We start from the raw sequence: 18,382 nt of genomic DNA, 5'->3' as shown, positions 1-18,382 counted from the left end.
AGCGCTCTTTAAGTTATGATATTTTTAGCCAAACGATTAAGCCGCCACTGAAAGAGAATGCCGCTCGTCACCAAACTAGCAATGAGACCAATCCAATATCCATAAGGGCCTAAACTAGTATAGTGATCTAAGAAGAGTCCCAAGGGCAGCGAAACTCCCCAATAAGCAATCAAACCTAAGTAAAATGGCACCTGAGTATCCTTGTATCCCCGAAGAATGCCCTGCAAAGGAGCCGCAAAAGTATCTGCTAACTGGAAAAAAAGGCTGTAGGTCAGAAAAACATATGTCATACAGATAAACTCGGTATCCGAACCATAGAGAGCAGCCACACGGTCACGTAAGATATAGAGAAAGAGAAAGGTAAATCCAGCAATTCCCAAAGCCGTTAGCCGCCCAAGTTTACAGAATTTCTTAACATCATCAGGACGATTAGCTCCAATTTCATAAGAAACAATGATGGACATTGAGGTTGAAATACTCATAGGAAAGGCATACATTAAGTTTGAAAAATTCATGGCCGCCTGATGGCTGGCAATGATTAAAGATGAAAATTTAGCCATGACCAAGCCAACAACCGAGAAAATCACGACTTCAGCAAAAAATGTTCCACCGATAGGCAGTCCAAGTCGAATGCCTTCAATTAAGCCCTTTTTGTCCAGCGGTCGAATCTTCCAGAGCTCATAGAATCGGACTTTTGGATGTTTGGCTGCTACTAACAAGGATATGAGTAGCAAAACCCAATAAGCCAAAGAAGTCCCAAGTCCGGCTCCGGCTCCGCCCATTTCTGGAAAACCAAATGCTCCGTAGATTAGGGCATAATTGAAAGAGCCATTCAAGGGCAAAAGTAAGAGCATGAGATACATGGAAAGCTTTGTCAATCCTAGAGCATCAAACAGAGAACGGATGGTGCTAAAGAGCAAAAGAGGAATAATACCGATAGCCAGATACCAAAGATAGTTCTTAGCCACTTCTTCTACCAAAGGCTCTAAGCCGAGGTGAGACAAAACCAGAGGAGCGCCCACAAATACCAAGGCAAATAAAATTAGCGATAACCCCAAAGAAAGATAAATAAACTGATAAAAATCTGAAGCAATTTTTTCTTTTTTCCCCTGTCCTAAATGATGCCCGATTATGGGTACCAAGGCTGACACAATCCCTATCAGCAGGTCGAAAAATGGAATCCAAAGACTAGTTGCCATGGAAACACCAGCCAGATGCAGGGTGTCATACTGGCCAGTCATGGTCGTATCGACAAAAGAGGCTGAAAAATTGGCCAGTTGGTAGATCAAAATCGGCAAAAAAATAGAAATAAAGAGCCGCATCCGCTGCTGTAAATTATGAGTTTGGTGCATAGAAATCCCTCAAAAACTTTTTCTACCCAAGTAAAATCAATGAGCTTAGATTTTTAGAATATCAACTATCTTTACTATACTATAAGCCAGACAGATAGTCAAAAGGAAAAGGAAATCATATATCTGCCTCAGTAAAGACAACCCGCCCCTTCTCAAAACCTGCGATACGCGCCAAAGAAAGAACACGATAGCCAGCTGCTTCCAGAAGTTGACGGCCATCCTGAAAGGATTTTTCAATGACGATACCAACTGCCTCAACCTGGGCTCCTGCTTGCTCAATAATGGTGATCAAGCCCTTGGCTGCCTGACCATTAGCCAAAAAGTCGTCAATAATCAGTACCTTATCGCCAGAGTTGAGAAATTTCCCAGCAATCGAAATGGTAGAAGTCATTTGCTTGGTAAAAGAATAAACTTCGGCCGTCAAAATCCCTTCCGTCATCGTGATATTTTTGGCTTTCTTAGCGAAAATCATTGGTAGACCCAGCGCCTCTGCTACGTAGACAGCCGGAGCAATACCAGAAGCTTCAATAGTTACTACCTTGGTAATTCCTGCGTCCTTTACCGCCTCCGCAAAGACCTGGCCAATCTCTTTCATCAATGAAAAATCAATTTGATGGGTCAGAAAAGAGTCAACTTTCAGTATATTTTCACCTAACACTTGCCCATCTCTGAGAATCCGTTCTTCTAATTTTTTCATTTACCCTCCTTTTCACGAACCGTCTTGATTCTAGCAGAAAAGCACGGATATCCGTGCTTTTCCTTTACTCTTTTTCATTTTTATTCTCGGTCTTGTCTTCTTCTCCAGCATGATTGACTGCTTTTTTGAATTCTGAAAACATTTTACCGATAGACTGGCCCAATTCAGGCAGGCGTTTTGGTCCGAAAATAAGCAGGGCTCCCAGAACAATAATGATTACCCCAGGTACTCCGATGTCTTTTAAAAGTCCCATTAATTTCTCCTCGTTGATTTTCTTTGATAAATGATGCGACTGAGCAGGATGCTGACTTCATAGAGCAAAATCAAAGGCACTGTCATAGATAAGTCGCTGATAAAGTCAGCAGGTGTTAGGACAACAGCTAAAACCAGCAAAATGAAGTAAGCGTATCGTCTATATTTTACCAAAAATTTCGGATTGAGCAAACCGATAGAAGTCAAAAAGGACACCAGAACCGGCAACTCAAAAAGGCAAGCAATCGGAATAGTGGTATGAAAGACGAAACTAAGATAATTCTGCGCTGTCAGTCGTGTCTCAAAGAGGCCCTCACCCAGCGACAGCAAAACCTGCAAAATAGCTGGAGTCACAAAGTAAAAGCCGAAAGTCAGCCCCAGAACAAAACAGAGAAAGGTAGCCGGGATATAGGCGAAAACAGCTCGTGCTTCATTGGCTCGCAAAGCTGGTCGGACAAATTCCCAGACCTGATAAACCAAAAATGGCAAGGTTAGGGAAAAAGCGACCAGACTAGCCAGACTGATATAAATCCAAAGGATATCATCCGGCCCCAGCACCAGCAGCTTCTGCTCAAAATTACTGGTCAGCCATCGATAAATATCAGCCGAAAAAAGCAAGCTGGCCAGAAAAACTATGAAGAAGCAAGCCAATACCGCTAGAAAACGCCGTCTGAACTCTGTCAAATGCTCAATAATAGTCTGTTCTTTCTTATCCATGCTACTGCTCGCTTCTCTGATTTTTAATGCTAACATAGACCACTAGCAGGATAAAGAAGGCTTGACTGACGACCACTTCTAGGCTTGGATAAATCCCCATCCAGTCTACTGTCATAAAGCCATTGATTAGGTGAGTCGGTAGGATATTGGTCAGCTGAAGGGCATGGATGCTGACACCCAGCATTTTAAAGGCCAAGGCATATATGAGCCAAGTCAGCCAGAAGAAAATGCTGTGCGGCTTGAGAAGACCAGACGCCTTGCTCATGATAAAGGCCAGCAAGACCAAGACCAGAACAGCCAAGGCGATTCCCAAAAGGAAATCAGTCATAGTGATGCGCGGCAGAATTCCTGCATAAAAGAGGATAGTCTCAGCCCCTTCACGGAAAACTGCCAGAAAGCTAAGAGCAAACATGGAAAGAAAACTGCCTGTGGCTGTTACAGCCTTCATTTGGCTTTCCATAAAGTCATTCCATTTCTCAATAGATGCCTTGCTGTGTAGCCAGATACCAACTAATATCATCATGGCGACAGCGAAAATTCCCACTGCACCTTCAATAATTTCACGATTGGATCCGGAAGCAACTGCTGGGAAAAGAAACTGCAACAAAGCCGCAATCACAGCGCTGGCTAGAACTCCACTTGCTGCCCCGGCATAAACCCATTTGAGTCCTTTCTTCATCTTGGAAGCTTTCAGAGTTGTTATCAAAGCCATGACGATCAAGAGCGCTTCTACACCCTCACGCAGCAAAATCAGCATAGCATCAAAGAAATGATAGGAAGCTGTCGTGTCAATCTGGGACAGCTCACTAATCAAGGATTCTAGCTGCTTTTGATACTTCTCTTCGCTCCCCTTGACCATAATAACAGGCGTCTGACTCTCTACCTTGGTATAAAGTGAAGGATTGTTGACACTGACATCTCCTTCTATCGTTGGCCAAATGGTGATGAACTCTTTCATCTTGGCAGCGGCCTTTTTATCATCTCCGCTTTGAAAGAGACTCAAGGCTTCCTCTAGGAGCTTAATTCCATCTTTCAGCGTCAGATTGCCAGCAGCTTCTTGGACTTTCTCACCTTTGACAAAATTATCAATGGCGGCCTTCAAATCATCAAAAGAAGACTGAATCATGTCAAAGTCAGTAGGCTCCGTCTCAATGGCACTGCGCAGGAATGAAATAGCTGTTTCTACCTTGCCGTAATGGGCTGTGCTGTTGTCTCGCACCACGCTTTCATTGGTGGTCCAGGTGCTATTCATCTTCTTGTATGCTTCTCGTGTCGCTTCTAAATCCTTAGCACTAATGGCTTTTTGTAGATTTTCAAATTTTGGCTCTAGCTTACTGAGAAGCTTCTTTTTCTCAGCCTCTAAGTCAACTGGATTCTGCTCTTTCTCAAATTTCAAGAGGGCCGAAGAGATTTGTGTCAGCTTCTCCTCCGTCACCTGACCCGATAAATCTAGTGCCTTACTTACCTCTTGTCCCGCTGCTGAGTCATGATTAGTCACCTTTTCAAAGTCAGTCTTGATTTCTCCGACTAGCTGCTTGGCTTTTTCCTGGTCCTTCTGCTTGACTGCAGTGCTGGCATCAGTGATTTTGACGAATAAACTGCTGTAGCTATCATCCGCTAAAACCGGCTTAGCTAAAAAGATCAGCAAGAGCCCTAATATCAACAGACTTTTATTCAAATAATTTTTGACCAAGGTATTCTCCTTTTTTCACTCCACCAAAGCAGGCAAACAAGCCACTGCCAATATGCGTGACATATTCATTCATCTTATCTTGAGCGCCTAGATTAGTCAGAACTTTGACAAAGCTATCAGGATCTTTCTGGAAGGAAAGAAAGAGCAGGCCTGTGTCGAACTGACCAGTACTTTCATCAATCCCATCCGAGTACGAGTAAGACCGACGGTATATGGGTTTATCAACCTCCTTGGCCAGACGGACATGTGAATCCTCTGGCAGCAATTTCAAGTCAACCTCATCAAACTCGTCTTTCTTGCCAAAAGGCGCTCCGCTATCTTTATAGCGGCCAAAAGTGTTTTCCTGCTCCTGCAGATTGGTTCGGTCCCAGGTCTCAAGGAACATCTGGATCCGGCGGACAGCCATGTAAGAGCCACCCTGCATCCAGTCCTTGTTGTCGCACCAAATGACCTTGTCAAAATCTTTTTCCTTGGTCACATTGGCCGTGCCGTCCTTAAATCCAAAGAGATTACGAGGCGTTGACATCCGGTCTCCGATAGCAGCAAAGCCTGACTGACTCCACCTCATAGTGATGGCATTTCTGCCCTTGCGGATTAGATTGCGGACTGCATGAAAGGCCACCTGCTCATCATCTGCACAGGCCTGAATGACAATATCGCCACCCGTATATTTTTCTTTAAGCTGCTCCTTTGGAAAAGGCGGCAAATCCCGAAAAGCCTTAGGTCGTTTGTCCGACAAGCCCATTTTTTTCAGAAAAGAAGCTGAGACCCCAAAGGTCAAAGTCAGTCGATAAGGGTTGAGACCAACAGTTTCTCCAGTATCCGTTGGCGGCAAAAGAGCATTGGAATTATCTTTTTTGACCAATTCTCCATCTACCAGCTTCTCACTGTAGGCTGTCCAGTCCTTGAAGAGCTGGATAATGGTCTCTCTATCTGTCGTATGCAAATCCAGAATAACAAAGTAGATATTCTTCTGCATCGGAGTTGTAATACCCGCCTGATGCTCTCCATAAAAGCTGATTTCTTCCTCACCGTCAGCGAATTTCTTATCTTCCTTGGCCTGATTAGCGAAAAAAGCAGATGCACCAGAGACACCCAGTGCAAGACCAGCGCCTCCAATCCCTGCTTTTTTAAGAAATTCACGACGATCCATCTTTTTATTAAACCATTTTTCGTCGTTTGTCATATGATTACTCCCCGTTTAGAATGACTCCCATTTGTGAAAGAGGCTCACCCAGTTTGGTCACAGCTTCCGCCAACTCTTTGGTGTCTTCCTTTGTCAATTCTGTATAGAGCTTGTAGTTTTCTGAGTCAGTCATGTGCTTGTCCAAGAGACCGTTGACATTTTTAAACTCAAGTTCCAAGGTTTTGACAAGTTTCTCATCCTTGTTCTTAATCAATGGCTTAAAGAGCTCAAAAATCTTTTCTGCTCCTTCAATATTGGCCCGAAAATCATAGAGATCTGTATGAGAGAAAACTTCTTCCTCACCTGTAATCTTGCTGGTCGCCACTTCATTGAGCAAGTCAACAGCACCCGTCAACATCATATCTGGCGTCACTTCAACTGTTGCGATTTTAGCTTTTAGCTCCTTGATATCGTTAACTAGCTGATCGGCATAGCTTTCCGTTCCCTTGGTTGTATTTTGTTCCCACATGATTTTTTCGATGCGGTGGAAACCAGACCAGCCTTCTTCGGTCTTGTTTTCGTCCACATAGTCGACTAAGCGGAAGTCAATTTTTACATCTGATTCACCAAAACTCTCAGCAATCGGCTCCGAGCGCTCGTAGGCCATACGGATAAGCGGATACTGCTTTTTAGCTTCATCAAGCTTGCCTTCTTTAAGGGTGTCACGAAATTTCTCCGTATCTGTCAGGAGCTGATCGATTTGTCCTTGGACAAAAGATTTGTAATCCGCTGTCGCCTTGTCCAATTCTTTCTGATTGACAGCAGTTTGGCTGCTGGATGCTTGACTGCTTGAGCCAGTCTTGTTTGAAGAGTTGTTGGCTGCACAGCCAGTCAGTAAAATTGCCGTTGAAAATAGGACGATGCCAAGTTTTTTCATGGTGACTCCTTTGTTTTATCTCTGATATGAGATTATTTCCTGTAAATTATACCAGTTTTTTTCTCATATTTCAAGAAATTGTCTGACAATTTAATCAAAAACTATATATTTAGACAGCTAAAGCAGCTCTTCTTTGACTTTCCCAATCCCCGTCTTTTTCAGCACCAAGTAAATCGTATCCCCCAAATAGAGGCGCGTGCTGCCATTGACCGTTTGAGTCTTGCCCTTGTGGACATTCATGGTAATCAAGACTCCATCTGGCAAGTTTAGCTCATGCACTTGCCGACCGGCAATCTTTTCAGAAACAGGGATTTCAATTAAAGTCGTATCTCCCTGGTCCTCGATACTGTCTGGCAACATTTTTTCCAGCATGGCTTCATAGACTGGCGCTCCTTTTAGCAAATCCATGATAATGTAAGCAGTCAGAGTGACCATTCCCAGAGGCATAAGATTACGAATGTCCCCAACCATCTCTGTGACCAGAATCATGGCTGTCAGAGGAGCCTTGGAAATGGCGCCAAAATAACCACTCATACCTAGGATAATGAAAATTGGAAATTGCTCCTGAGAAATCAAATCTAGCTGCAGACAGACCGCCCCCATTGCTCCACCCAGCAGTGAACCCAGAGCTAGAATAGGCAGGAAAATACCACCTGGCAATCCACTGCCATAACTCATCATGCTCCAGACAAAACGCAGAGCAAAAAACAAGAGCAAGGTTCCTACAGTGTAATGCTCAGCAGTCAAAGATAAAATCAACTGATTGCCCCCGCCCAACAAGTGAGGCAAGAAATAACCAATCGGAAGAATCAGGGCAAAGGCTAGAATAGGATAATAGGCTTCTGACATCATAAATATTCGCCCCAAAAACTGATAAACCAGCTGAATATTCAAAATGACTTTTTCATAAATATAACCTGACAAGCCCAGCAGCAAGCCCATGACTAAGTAGATCCAATACTGCTCCAACCTCATGACCGGGATATTATCCGGCATGTCCAGCACTGGCGTTAGGCCAAACATGGAGAGTGAGACAAAGTTAGCAACTAGACTGGCCGCCAGCGTAGAAACCCAGAAAAAGCGTGAAAAATGACGGTAAACTTCTTCTACTACGAATAGCAAACCTGCAATTGGTGCATTAAAAGCTGCTGCTAAGCCTGCTGCTGCACCGCTGGCAATGAGCGCTCTCTCCTCAGCGGCACTCAAATTCAGAAATTTAGAGACGCCTTTACCGCTCATAGCGCCTAGCTGAATACTTGGTCCTTCCCGCCCCAACATCAGACCGCTGGAAATGGCTAAAATCCCCAATACAAACTTCTTCCAAAGAACACTCCACCAAGAAAGCGACATCAGACCCTTCAGCTCTGCTTCGACCTGCGGAATACCTGATCCCTTGATATTCTTCTCCGACTTTACCAAGCGAGCGTTGAGCAAGACGATGAAAGCATAAAGGAACACCAAAGCCAGTAACCAAAGCATAGACTGCTCACTCCTGTGGTAGATATCCTGCACTAAGTGAAAGATTTTTTCAATCAAAAAGCGAAAAACGCCCACTACTAGTCCAGCAAAAATCCCAACTAAAACACCTCGCAAAACCTGGGATATAATCGAATGAGTTGCGAAATTAAATTCTCTCTTGATGTCGTCCTCACGTGAGCTAGCTTCTTTTGCCATCCCCAATCTCCTCTAAATAGTTACTTTACCACTATTCTAGCACAAAGCAAGCCTGATAAACAGATGAAATATAAATTTCTTATTTCAGTATTCTTTTTAAAGGCTCTATACAAAAAAGTCTGGAAATTTATTCCAGACTCATTTTCTTATTTAGCGCGCAAAGCTGCTTGAGTAATGTAGTTGTATGGTTTGTTGAAATGCGGCAGGAAGAAGAGATCCAGCAAGGCTAATTTATCAATTGTAACCTTTTCCTGAATGGCCAATGAGAACATGTGAATACCCATAGACATATCTTCTCTAGAAACCATCTGAGCTCCAAGAACTACACGTGTATCCTTATCATAGACAATCTTAATTGTAACATCATGATGCTCAACCTTTTCAAGGAAAGTTGGTTTTTGAGTATCTTTAAACTCAACTACTGCTGGGCTGTAACCAAAACGTTTAGCTTTTTCTTCTGTCAGACCAGTTGAAACCATCTTCAAACCAAAGATTTCGATACCGTTAGAACCTTGAACACCATTGGACTCCAATTCATGACCGCAAGCATTATGAGCTGCTACAATACCCGAGCGCAGGGCGTTAGATGCCAAGGCGATGTAGTTTGTATCGTTGATAGAGTTATCATAGACAGTCGCACAGTCACCGATTGCATAAACATCATTGATGCTAGTTTCTTGCTTCTTGTCTACCAAGAAAGCACCATTGCGGAATGTTTCCAGCTTGCCAGCACCAAGACCAGTGTTTGGACGGAAGCCAACTGCCAAGACAACCATATCTACATCGTAGCTAGCCTTATCTGTTACAATGCGTTCTACTTTGCTTTCACCTTCAATAGCTTGAACAGTTTGACCGAAGGCTAATTGAACACCATTGTCTTCAAGGTTTTGACGCATCATATCAGACAAGTCGTGGTCATAGTAACCTGCCAAGCAAGTATCCACAACATCAATCAGAATCACTTCTTTACCAAGACGTTTGAAGGCTTCTGCCAACTCAACCCCAATATAACCAGCACCTACTACTGCCACACGTTCGATATGTTTGCTCTTGTCTTGCAATTTCTCGATAACATCTGCAGCATTTTGATACAGTTTAACAAACTGCAGATTTTCCAAGGTTGACTTAAATTCGCGACTGTTAGGATCCATCTCAGCACCTTTAATCGGAGGCAGAATTGGCTGAGAACCGGTTGCCAAAATCAATTTGTCATATGACTCTACATGCTCTTTACCGTCTACAATAGCTGTAACTTTTTTCGCATCATAATCAATTGACTCAACTGGTGAATTCATATAAACTTTTGCGCCTTTTGCTTCAAAAGTTTCTTTATCTGCATAAAAAAGTCCATCTGGCTTGCTGATTTGCTGTCCAATCCAAAGGGCCATTCCGCATGCCAAGAATGAAATGTTTGAGTTTTGGTCAAAAATAACTACTTCGTTTTCTGCACCATAATTGTCCAACATTGTATTAATACACGCTGTACCTGCGTGGTTTGCACCAACTACAACGATTTTACTCATAAGAATAGTCCTACCTTAATTTATAATTTACTAGAACAGTATATCATCTCCTGTGAGCGTTTACAAGAAATTTGCTCGAAATTTTCAAAAATTCTTGGACTACCTAAAAAGCTGTACCACTGCAGTCTAAATGCCTCAGAAAAACTACCTTTTCCAAAGTTTCATTTTCTGAAAATATAACAAATTTAAGATTGTGAAACCGGTATCTTTTTGTTATAATAAAGTCAGAGAGGTTAATTTTAGAAAGGTTGTGATAATGTGGACTTTGCTTCTCGCTCGCTTCATTTGATGGGGAGTACGATTTGCATCTCTCTCTATCATGAGCGAGCGGAAATACTCTTAGATGAGGCGGTCCAACTGCTTCATGTCTATAAAAATCGCTTCAGTGCCAATGATGAAGACTCTGAACTTATGACTATCAACCATTTGGCAGGAGTTAAAAGCGTCTCAGTTCATCCAGAGCTTTTTGAGCTGATTGAGCTGGGAAAATATCACAGCCTAGCAGAAGGCAGCCACTTAAATATCACGATTGGCCCTCTCGTCCAGACCTGGCGGATAGGATTTTCAGACGCTCATCTCCCAAGTACGGAGGAGATTCAGCATGCTCTGTGCTTGACTGACCCAAACTTGCTTGAGTTGAATCCAGAAGATTGTAGTGTTTTTTTGACTAAGAAAGGCATGAAGCTGGATTTAGGCGCCTTGGCTAAAGGCTATATCGCTGATAAGATTAGGGACTTTTTGCTGAGTCAGGGAGTAACTTCTGCTCTTATCAATCTTGGCGGCAATGTTTTGACAATTGGGCAAAATGCAGTCAGCCAGCGCGCCTGGCGGATTGGCATCCAAAATCCCAAACTGCCTCGCGGCAATCACTCAGCTATACTAGCGGTCACCAATCAGTCAGTGGTCACATCAGGAATCTACGAGCGAACCCTTACAGTTGAAGGGCGGAACTACCATCACATTCTGGATCGCAAAACAGGCTATCCTATCGAAAATCAATTGGCTAGTCTGACCATTGTTTCAGACAAGTCGGTAGATGGCGAAATCTGGACAACCCGTCTATTTGGTGAAAGTCCGACATCAATTCTGTCCCAGATTGAAGAGCAAGCAGGGATTGAAGCCTTGATAATCACCCAAGACAGTCATCTCTTCTGTAGCTCAAGCCTTTTAGAGCAGATAATTCCTGCATCTTAATTCAAAAGTGATGAATTCGCTGCCTCACTATGCGGTAACTCTATCGCTCTAGCTTTTATAAACAATGCCCATTTAAAACGCCCTCTTTTTCTTCAGGTTTTTACTTGCCTTAAGAAAAATAAATGCACCTACGAGGGATTTGTATCTTCATTTCAGAAAGGAAATTTTATGTTAAAACTTATTGCAATTGTTGGAACAAATTCTAAACGTTCTACAAACCGGCAACTTCTTCAATATATGTCTAAGCACTTTGCTGACAAGGCTGAAATCGAGCTGGTAGAGATTAAAGATATCCCAATGTTTAATAAACCTGCAGACAGAAATGTGCCTGAGTTGGTATCAGAAATTGCCGAAAAAATTGATGCAGCAGACGGCGTACTTATCGGTACACCTGAGTACGACCACTCTATTCCAGCTGTGCTTATGAACGCTCTGGCTTGGCTTTCTTATGGTATCTATCCACTGCTGAACAAGCCGGTCATGATCACTGGTGCTTCTTATGGTACTCTTGGCTCCTCTCGTGCCCAATTGCAGCTCCGTCAAATTTTGAACGCTCCAGAAATCAAGGCAAATGTACTTCCAGATGAGTTCTTGCTTTCACATTCTCTTCAAGCTTTTGACCAAAGCGGAGACTTGGTAGATCTTGACGTTGTCAAAAAATTGGATGCTATCTTTGATGACTTCCGTATCTTTGTCAAAATCACAGACAAATTGCGCAACGCTCAAGAATTGCTTCGCAAAGATGCTGAAGAATTTAACTGGGAAAAATTGTAAGATAGGAGACCGAAAGAATGAAATTTGTTGGAATTGTAGGATCAAACTACGAACAATCATATAACCGAAAATTATTGGAATTCATCCGCCGTCAGTTCAAAATTAAATTTGAATTGGAAGTCTTAGAAATCGATGAAGTCCCAATGTTTAACCAGGATGAAAAATGGGATGAAAGCTTCCAGTTGCGTTATTTGTATAACAAAATCACACGTGCAGACGGTGTCATCATCGCAACTCCTGAGCACAATCATACTATCAGCGCTCCTTTGAAGAGTGTCTTGGAATGGCTCTCTTTCGAGGTTCATCCTTTCGAAAACAAGCCTGTCATGATTGTCGGTGCTTCTTACTACGACCAAGGAACTTCTCGTGCTCAAGTTCACCTGCGTAAAATCCTAGACGCTCCTGGTGTCAATGCTTACACTCTTCCAGGCAATGAGTTCCTGCTGGGCAAAGCCAAAGAAGCTTTTGACAATGATGGCAATATCACCAACGAAGGAACTGTGAATTTCCTTGAAACTTGCTTAGATAACTTTATCAAATATGTAGAGGTCGTTTCAAAATTGAAAAAACCAAAACCAATTGAACCTGAAGACTTAGACTGCGGAAAACCAATCGCTACGACAATTACAGAAGTTGATCCAGATGATCCAGAATGGGTAGAAAAAGTCGCTGAAATCACTGGAGCTGTTTCTGGCGATACTTATGTCAAACTGGACCATGGTATCTTGACCGTTAATCAAATTGATATGTTCTTAAAAGCTATGCCATTTGAATTGACATACGCTGATGATAACAACCAATTCCTCTACTACAACAACGCCCACCAAGATCCAGACACCATGTTTGCCAAACGTGTGCCGCCTCAATCAGGTAGCCGCATGTCAACCGTTCATGGCTCTCTTCCACCAGCTCGGATGAAAAATGTAGAGTGGGTTATCGGAACACTTCGCAACGGAAACCAAGAATACGTACGTACAATCGTCCCAGGTTCACCTGCAGGCGTTATCAATACCCACAATTACCAAGCTATGTACTATCCTGACGGATCATACGCAGGTATCAATGAGATTGTCTTTAATTTCCAACCTTGGCTCGACTGGTACTTAAAAGAAACTGGTCAACGTTTGGTTGGAGGCAGCGGACCATTCGCTCCTGCCGGAGGTCATGGAGACGCAGATGCTACTTCTGGTGCTTCTGATGCTGGAGGCGATGGAGGTCATGGAGACGGAGGAGCCGATGCGACATCAGGTGCTAGCGCTTAATTACCTTACAAACTAAAAAAGAATGGATCATAAGTCCATTCTTTTTTGCTTTATTTCATTTCCTTGAAAGCTGCTTCTGCATCAGCATTACTGATAGCTCCAAACTGGATTTTACCGATTTTCCCTTGACTGTCAATGAGGATTTCAGTCGGGATACTGCGAATCTGATAGGCTTGGAAAATTTCTCCTGAAGTATCAAACAGAACTGGTACATCTTTATAACCTTGTTCTTGAAACCATTTTGGAAATTCCTCGACAGATTTCTCTCCTTGGAGACCTGGTGCTACAACTGTCAAGATTTCAAAATCACGATCTGTTTTACCAGCTAATTCGACCAATTCTGGCATACTCTTCTTACAAGGTCCGCACCAAGAAGCCCAGAATTTTAGATAAACTTTCTTGCCTTTGTAATCAGAAAGTTTGACAGTTTTTCCATCCATAGACTGCAGAGTAAAGTCAGGCGCCTCTTGACCGACAGCTGCTTGGGTGACTGTGCTTGTCTGAGTGGTCTCACTAGACGAGCTGCTGGTTGTGGGCATAGTCATAGGCTTCTCTTCCTGTTCCGAGCAGGCTGCCAAAAAGGCAACAGCTGACACAGTTGCTAATAATGTAACGATTTTTTTCATATTTCTTTCTCCTTTTATCCAAAAAGTCCAGACAGGGCATTAAGCTGTCCTAACATCAGCAGAATTCCCATCAGAATAATCAGGGCTCCGCCAATTTTCTTCATCAGGCCCATATAAGGCTTGATTTTATTAAAATACTGCATAACAAAGCTAGACGCCAAAGCTAAGATTAAGAAAGGCAGAGCCATTCCCAAAGTGTAAATCAAGGTCAAAATTGCTCCCTGAAATGCACCATTCCCACCCGAAGCCGCTAAGGCCAAGACTGAGCTGAGAATCGGACCAATGCAAGGAGTCCAACCAAAGCTAAAGGTAATCCCCAGTAAGAAAGCAGACCAAAAATAATGCTTCTGACCGTTCTTTTTGAAAGTCAAACTCTTTTGAATCTGTAACTGGCGAATATTAATAAGCTCCATCTGATGCAGACCTAGCAGAATGATGAGGCCGCCCATCACATAACGAAAGGTCGGACTGTAAATAATAGTTCCTAAAAATCCAGCTCCAAAACCAAGCAAAAAGAAGACTGTTGAGATGCCTGCAATGAAAAAGAGTGTTCTAACCACGCCTTGCCAAGCAAGCTCCCGGCCAAATACTTTCAGGGTCTTGACCTCCTTGTCATCCAATAAAATGCCAATATAAACCGGCAATAAGGGAAAAATACAAGGGGAAAAGAAGGACAAAATACCCGCTAAAAAAACTGAAACAAAAAATAAAGGTGATTCCATTTACTCTCCTCTAACTACTTACGTAGAATATACATTCACTTATCATTATAAATGAATCTTATAGATTTTTCACAAATCTGCTACGGTAATTTTCTTGCAAACATTGTGTGACTCGGAAAAGAGAAAATTTCGCTTGATGAACAGCAAAACCTGTACATTTTTTCAAACAGTAAAAAGCCGGAGAAAATTCTGCCGGCTTGAATATTTTAAAACTTAATAGATTTAATCATCTGTAACTAGCGGTAAATAAAGACTAATCCGAGTGAATTTATCTGGTTCGGACTGGATTTCCATATGGTAGTCGTCTCCGAACTGCAATCTCAAGCGTTGATCGACATTTTTCAGACCGACACCGCCTAAGCGAGGGAGAGTCATGTCCGTAGAGTCGCGGAGTTCAAAACCACGGCCGTTATCATAGATAGACAGTATCAGCTGCCCCTCTTCTGCTGCTGACGTCACCCGAATCATGCCTTGTCGGTCAATTTCCTTGATACCATGGTAGATGGCATTTTCAACCAAGGGCTGGAGTACCAGCTTGGGCAATTTATAATCAGCTAGAGATTCATCCTCTTCAATCTCATATTGGAGCTTGTCACCATAGCGCTGCTTCTGGATAAAGAGATACTGACGAACGTGGTCAATCTCATCTTTGAGAGCAATCTGTTCATGTCCTTGATTGAGCGCCAAGCGGAAATATTGAGCGAGTGATTTCGTTACCTCAACAACACGCTTGCTGTCATTAAACTCAGCCATCCAGACAATCGTATCCAAGGTATTATAAAGGAAATGGGGATTGATTTGAGCTGAGAGAGCTCGGAGCTCATAGCGGCGGACATTTTGTTCTTCAGCCTTGACAGCTTCCATTAGTTGTTCAATTTGGTCCAGCATTTTATTGAACTGCTGAGCCAAGTCAACCAACTCTAAAGAACCCTTAGCTTCCGCTCGCAGATTTGAGTCGCCTGCCCCAATCTTCAGAATAACAGCTTGTAGATTCTGAAGAGGCTTAATCCACAAACGCAGGACAAACCAAATACCAGTCAAGCACATCAGGAGTGCTAAAACGCCCATTCCTATAAAAGAATAAAGCATCTGTGACTGAAGCATCTGTAATTGCTCTAAAGAGGCAACGCCAATTAAAGTCCAGTCGCTGTCTGCGATATCAATCTGGTAGACAAAAGCCTGCTTCTGGTCTGCATAACCATCCTTGACCGAGATATAGGGCTGCATAGCTTTCATTTCCTGACTGGAGGAATAAACACTTTTCTTAGGATGATAAACAAATTCATGCTGGCTATTGACAATAAAGCTAAAGCCCTTCTTCCCTAGCTGAAGCCGATCCAGATAGGCTTTGAGACTCTTATAGCCGATATCCAGACGCAAAACACCAAGATTCTGTCCTGCTTCATCCACTACTTCCTGAGTGACGGAAACAACCCACTTCTCCTTCTCTGATGATAGAGACTCCTTGCGAGCAGGAGTCAAGACAGGCATGGCTTTGGTATGGACAGCTTCCTGATACCATTTTTCATTCATCATATCAGAAGATGTCTGCATGCTAATTTGAGAATCTGTTGAGACCACGCGCCCGTCCTTGGTAACCAATACTGCTGACACCAAATCCGGATCTGTCTCAATAATGGTTTTCATCAAAGCCTGTACTGACGTTTCGCTGCTTTCTTGATTCTGAGCAAACTTCCGAATCGTTTCTTCCTTGCTCAGTGTGGAGGTGGTTTGTTTTAATTTTTGCAAATAGGAAGCAATGAACTGTCCGCTTTGCTCCATGCTATTATGCGTCGTCCGCTCTGTCAGCTGCCGAATAGTCCCCGAGCTAGTCTGATAGTAGAGGCTTCCAACAAAGCCCAAGAGTAAAAGAACCAGCAGAAAAATATAGACAATCAACTGGATAAGAAGCGGATATCGTTTCATTTCTCCTCTCCTTTTTTAAACTGCCGAGGTGTCAGCCCGACCACCTGCTTGAAGCGCTGAGAAAAATAGTTCATATCTTCAAAACCTACCTGCTCTGCTATTTCATAAATCTTCAAATCTGTAGTCAGGAGTAAGAGTTTTGCTTTTTTCATCCGCTCTTGGATCAGATAATCTTGAAAGGGCAAGCCTAGTTCTTTTTTGATAAGAACGCTAAGATAGGACGGACTAAACCCTAATTGGAAAGCCAAACTTTTCAGACTTAATTCTGAATCAGCAAGACGCGCATGAATAGCATCTTCCAACTCAGAGTGCTGTCCCTGATCAACCAAGTTTTGAATCTGTGCTTTTTTACGTTCCTTATCAAGCTTGGTCTGCACCTTGGCCAACATTTCCTCAACATCATCCTTGGAAAATGGCTTGAGAAGATAGTCATCTGCGCCTAGTTTAATGGCGGTCCGAGCATAGTCAAAATCATCATAGCCCGTCAGAAAAACGATATGGCACTTAGGAGCCTGGTCTCTGACTAGCTTGGCCAGTTCGAGGCCGTTCATCTGTGGCATGTTGATATCGGTCAGCAGGATATCAGCAGGATTTTCCTGAAATTTCTGCCAAGCTTCTATTCCATTTTCAGCCTGGGCAATGACTTGCATGCCAAACTGCTCATAGTTTACCAAGGACGCAATCCCCTGTCTTACTAGATACTCATCCTCTACAATCATAATTGAATACACAAGATTCAACTCCTTATTTATACTGGATTTATTATAGCAAATTTTCAATCAAAATGCTCTTAAACATAATCCAAAAGATAACCGTAGCCCTTCTCCTCCATTTCAGCTTTTGGAATGAACTTGATTGACAAACTATTAATACAATAGCGTAAGCCGCCCTTGTCCTTAGGACCGTCTGTGAAAACATGGCCCAGATGGGAATTTCCAACCCGGCTACGAACTTCAGTCCGTGTCATGTTGAAACTCTTGTCTTCTTTGTAAGTTGCAACATCTGGACTGATAGGACGGGTGAAACTCGGCCAACCACAGCCTGAGTCAAACTTATCCTTTGATGAAAAGAGAGGCTCTCCCGTCACCACATCCACATAGATACCAGCATCGAACTTATCCCAATAGCGGTTAGAAAAAGCCCGCTCTGTGTCATTCTTTTGTGTGACTGCGTATTCTTCAGGAGAGAGCTTAGCCTTAATCTCTTCATCGCTAGGCTTAGGATAACGACTAGCTTCAATAACAGGGTAGGCAGCTTGATTGACATCGATATGGCAATATCCATTAGGATTCTTTTTTAGGTAATCCTGATGATAATCTTCTGCCTTGATAAAGTTTTTTAGAGGTTCTTTTTCGACGGCCAAAGGCTTATCATATTTCTTTGCAACTTCATCAAAGACCTGGTTAATAGTCTCAAGATCAGCTTCGTCAGTATAGTAGATGCCTGTCCGATACTGGGTACCCTGATCATTTCCCTGCTTGTTTTTAGAAGTTGGATCAATAATGCGGAAATAGTGAAGTAAGATTTCTTTGAGAGATATCTTTTTTACATTATAGGTGATTTTTACCGTCTCAGCGTGACCAGTTTGAGAGACCAATTCATACTTGGTCGTGTCGCCCTTACCATTTGCATAGCCTGATACTGCATCAAGTACACCTGGCACACGAGAAAAGTACTCTTCTACTCCCCAAAAACAGCCACCGGCCAGATAAATCTCCCGCTTGTCCTCTTCCTTGACATCTTCTGTCTTTTGTTTGGCTACCGCTTCTGTCTTGCTCATTGAAGCTTTCTTAATCTGTTCAGGAGATGATTGCTTACCATTCCCCGCAATCACATAGACCAGTCCAAAGCAGACAAGCAAGCCAAGCAGAACCAGAAGAATTTTCCATTTGCCTTCCATGTTCATT

The 18,382-nt window shown here is 42.9% G+C and carries 17 protein-coding genes; 3 read left to right on the top strand and 14 right to left on the bottom strand.

Annotation, left to right across the window (positions count from 1 at the left end):
* Window positions 1–8: 8 nt before the first annotated feature.
* The 9 genes from K4H96_RS10950 to nox form a co-directional block, all read right to left on the bottom strand.
* Window positions 9–1,352, bottom strand: coding sequence for an MATE family efflux transporter (locus K4H96_RS10950; protein ID WP_223336853.1), 1,344 nt, complete (start codon window positions 1,350–1,352; stop codon window positions 9–11).
* 115 nt (window positions 1,353–1,467) lie between these two features.
* Entirely contained in the window at window positions 1,468–2,049 is a 582-nt protein-coding gene (locus tag K4H96_RS10945; RefSeq protein ID WP_223336852.1) for a xanthine phosphoribosyltransferase, read from the bottom strand.
* A gap of 64 nt (window positions 2,050–2,113) precedes the next feature.
* Window positions 2,114–2,302 (bottom strand): twin-arginine translocase TatA/TatE family subunit, encoded by a 189-nt coding sequence (locus K4H96_RS10940; protein WP_002897604.1) that lies wholly within the window; start codon window positions 2,300–2,302, stop codon window positions 2,114–2,116.
* Window positions 2,302–3,018, bottom strand: a complete 717-nt coding sequence (tatC, locus tag K4H96_RS10935; RefSeq protein WP_223336851.1) for a twin-arginine translocase subunit TatC — start codon at window positions 3,016–3,018, stop codon at window positions 2,302–2,304. The genes K4H96_RS10940 and tatC overlap by 1 nt, the downstream gene beginning before the upstream one ends.
* Before the next feature lies 1 nt (window position 3,019).
* Window positions 3,020–4,711, bottom strand: coding sequence for an FTR1 family iron permease (locus K4H96_RS10930; protein WP_223336850.1), 1,692 nt, complete (start codon window positions 4,709–4,711; stop codon window positions 3,020–3,022).
* Window positions 4,689–5,897, bottom strand: a complete 1,209-nt coding sequence (gene efeB / locus K4H96_RS10925; protein WP_223336849.1) for an iron uptake transporter deferrochelatase/peroxidase subunit — start codon at window positions 5,895–5,897, stop codon at window positions 4,689–4,691. Before efeB ends, K4H96_RS10930 begins: the two co-directional genes overlap by 23 nt.
* A gap of 4 nt (window positions 5,898–5,901) precedes the next feature.
* Window positions 5,902–6,774 carry an iron uptake system protein EfeO gene (gene efeO, locus K4H96_RS10920; protein WP_223336848.1) on the bottom strand — a complete coding sequence of 291 codons (873 nt, stop codon included), beginning with the start codon at window positions 6,772–6,774 and terminating at the stop codon, window positions 5,902–5,904.
* Window positions 6,775–6,891: 117 nt separating this feature from the next.
* Complete coding sequence (locus K4H96_RS10915; protein ID WP_223336847.1) at window positions 6,892–8,448, bottom strand: ClC family H(+)/Cl(-) exchange transporter; 1,557 nt, start codon at window positions 8,446–8,448, stop codon at window positions 6,892–6,894.
* Between the two features lie 146 nt (window positions 8,449–8,594).
* Window positions 8,595–9,971: a H2O-forming NADH oxidase gene (gene nox / locus K4H96_RS10910; RefSeq protein WP_223336846.1), complete on the bottom strand. Its 1,377-nt coding sequence runs from the start codon at window positions 9,969–9,971 to the stop codon at window positions 8,595–8,597.
* A 258-nt stretch (window positions 9,972–10,229) separates the two neighbouring features.
* On the opposite strand from nox, the gene K4H96_RS10905 reads away from it, so the two are divergent.
* The 3 genes from K4H96_RS10905 to K4H96_RS10895 all read left to right on the top strand — a co-directional run bounded on the left by K4H96_RS10905 (window position 10,230) and on the right by K4H96_RS10895 (window position 13,201).
* Window positions 10,230–11,165, top strand: a complete 936-nt coding sequence (locus tag K4H96_RS10905) for an FAD:protein FMN transferase (protein ID WP_223336845.1) — start codon at window positions 10,230–10,232, stop codon at window positions 11,163–11,165.
* 168 nt (window positions 11,166–11,333) lie between these two features.
* Window positions 11,334–11,939, top strand: coding sequence for an NADPH-dependent FMN reductase (locus tag K4H96_RS10900; protein ID WP_223336844.1), 606 nt, complete (start codon window positions 11,334–11,336; stop codon window positions 11,937–11,939).
* 17 nt (window positions 11,940–11,956) lie between these two features.
* Window positions 11,957–13,201 (top strand): NAD(P)H-dependent oxidoreductase, encoded by a 1,245-nt coding sequence (locus K4H96_RS10895; RefSeq protein ID WP_011836934.1) that lies wholly within the window; start codon window positions 11,957–11,959, stop codon window positions 13,199–13,201.
* Between the two features lie 50 nt (window positions 13,202–13,251).
* Here the strand turns inward: K4H96_RS10895 and sdbB are convergent, their stop codons facing one another.
* From sdbB to msrB, 5 genes are all read right to left on the bottom strand, one after another.
* A complete protein-coding gene (gene sdbB / locus K4H96_RS10890; RefSeq protein WP_125401645.1) occupies window positions 13,252–13,827 on the bottom strand; it encodes a thiol-disulfide oxidoreductase-associated lipoprotein SdbB in 576 nt (191 codons plus the stop codon).
* Between the two features lie 14 nt (window positions 13,828–13,841).
* Window positions 13,842–14,549, bottom strand: coding sequence for a thiol-disulfide oxidoreductase-associated membrane protein CcdA2 (gene ccdA2 / locus K4H96_RS10885; protein WP_223310256.1), 708 nt, complete (start codon window positions 14,547–14,549; stop codon window positions 13,842–13,844).
* A 222-nt stretch (window positions 14,550–14,771) separates the two neighbouring features.
* On the bottom strand, window positions 14,772–16,475 hold the full coding sequence (locus tag K4H96_RS10880; RefSeq protein WP_223336843.1) for a cache domain-containing sensor histidine kinase: 1,704 nt from the start codon (window positions 16,473–16,475) through the stop codon (window positions 14,772–14,774).
* Window positions 16,472–17,206, bottom strand: a complete 735-nt coding sequence (locus tag K4H96_RS10875; RefSeq protein WP_223336842.1) for a response regulator transcription factor — start codon at window positions 17,204–17,206, stop codon at window positions 16,472–16,474. Before K4H96_RS10875 ends, K4H96_RS10880 begins: the two co-directional genes overlap by 4 nt.
* Window positions 17,207–17,265: 59 nt before the next feature.
* Window positions 17,266–18,375 (bottom strand): peptide-methionine (R)-S-oxide reductase MsrB, encoded by a 1,110-nt coding sequence (gene msrB / locus K4H96_RS10870; protein ID WP_223336841.1) that lies wholly within the window; start codon window positions 18,373–18,375, stop codon window positions 17,266–17,268.
* Window positions 18,376–18,382: the final 7 nt, after the last annotated feature.

Source organism: Streptococcus sanguinis, assembly GCF_020729765.1.
GTDB classification, from domain to species: Bacteria; Bacillota; Bacilli; order Lactobacillales; family Streptococcaceae; genus Streptococcus; species Streptococcus sanguinis_Q.
The sequence above is the reverse complement of the archived record's forward strand: the minus strand, read 5'-3'. Positions and strand labels throughout refer to the sequence as shown.

What these genes read in the sequence shown, in the direction of transcription:
- K4H96_RS10950 (WP_223336853.1), bottom strand. Translation starts at nt 1,352, where the DNA reads ATGCACCAAACTCATAATTTACAGCAGCGGATGCGGCTCTTTATTTCT.
- K4H96_RS10945 (WP_223336852.1), bottom strand. Translation starts at nt 2,049, where the DNA reads ATGAAAAAATTAGAAGAACGGATTCTCAGAGATGGGCAAGTGTTAGGT.
- K4H96_RS10940 (WP_002897604.1), bottom strand. Translation starts at nt 2,302, where the DNA reads ATGGGACTTTTAAAAGACATCGGAGTACCTGGGGTAATCATTATTGTT.
- tatC (WP_223336851.1), bottom strand. Translation starts at nt 3,018, where the DNA reads ATGGATAAGAAAGAACAGACTATTATTGAGCATTTGACAGAGTTCAGA.
- efeB (WP_223336849.1), bottom strand. Translation starts at nt 5,897, where the DNA reads ATGACAAACGACGAAAAATGGTTTAATAAAAAGATGGATCGTCGTGAA.
- efeO (WP_223336848.1), bottom strand. Translation starts at nt 6,774, where the DNA reads ATGAAAAAACTTGGCATCGTCCTATTTTCAACGGCAATTTTACTGACT.
- K4H96_RS10915 (WP_223336847.1), bottom strand. Translation starts at nt 8,448, where the DNA reads ATGGCAAAAGAAGCTAGCTCACGTGAGGACGACATCAAGAGAGAATTT.
- nox (WP_223336846.1), bottom strand. Translation starts at nt 9,971, where the DNA reads ATGAGTAAAATCGTTGTAGTTGGTGCAAACCACGCAGGTACAGCGTGT.
- K4H96_RS10900 (WP_223336844.1), top strand. Translation starts at nt 11,334, where the DNA reads ATGTTAAAACTTATTGCAATTGTTGGAACAAATTCTAAACGTTCTACA.
- K4H96_RS10895 (WP_011836934.1), top strand. Translation starts at nt 11,957, where the DNA reads ATGAAATTTGTTGGAATTGTAGGATCAAACTACGAACAATCATATAAC.
- sdbB (WP_125401645.1), bottom strand. Translation starts at nt 13,827, where the DNA reads ATGAAAAAAATCGTTACATTATTAGCAACTGTGTCAGCTGTTGCCTTT.
- ccdA2 (WP_223310256.1), bottom strand. Translation starts at nt 14,549, where the DNA reads ATGGAATCACCTTTATTTTTTGTTTCAGTTTTTTTAGCGGGTATTTTG.
- K4H96_RS10880 (WP_223336843.1), bottom strand. Translation starts at nt 16,475, where the DNA reads ATGAAACGATATCCGCTTCTTATCCAGTTGATTGTCTATATTTTTCTG.
- msrB (WP_223336841.1), bottom strand. Translation starts at nt 18,375, where the DNA reads ATGGAAGGCAAATGGAAAATTCTTCTGGTTCTGCTTGGCTTGCTTGTC.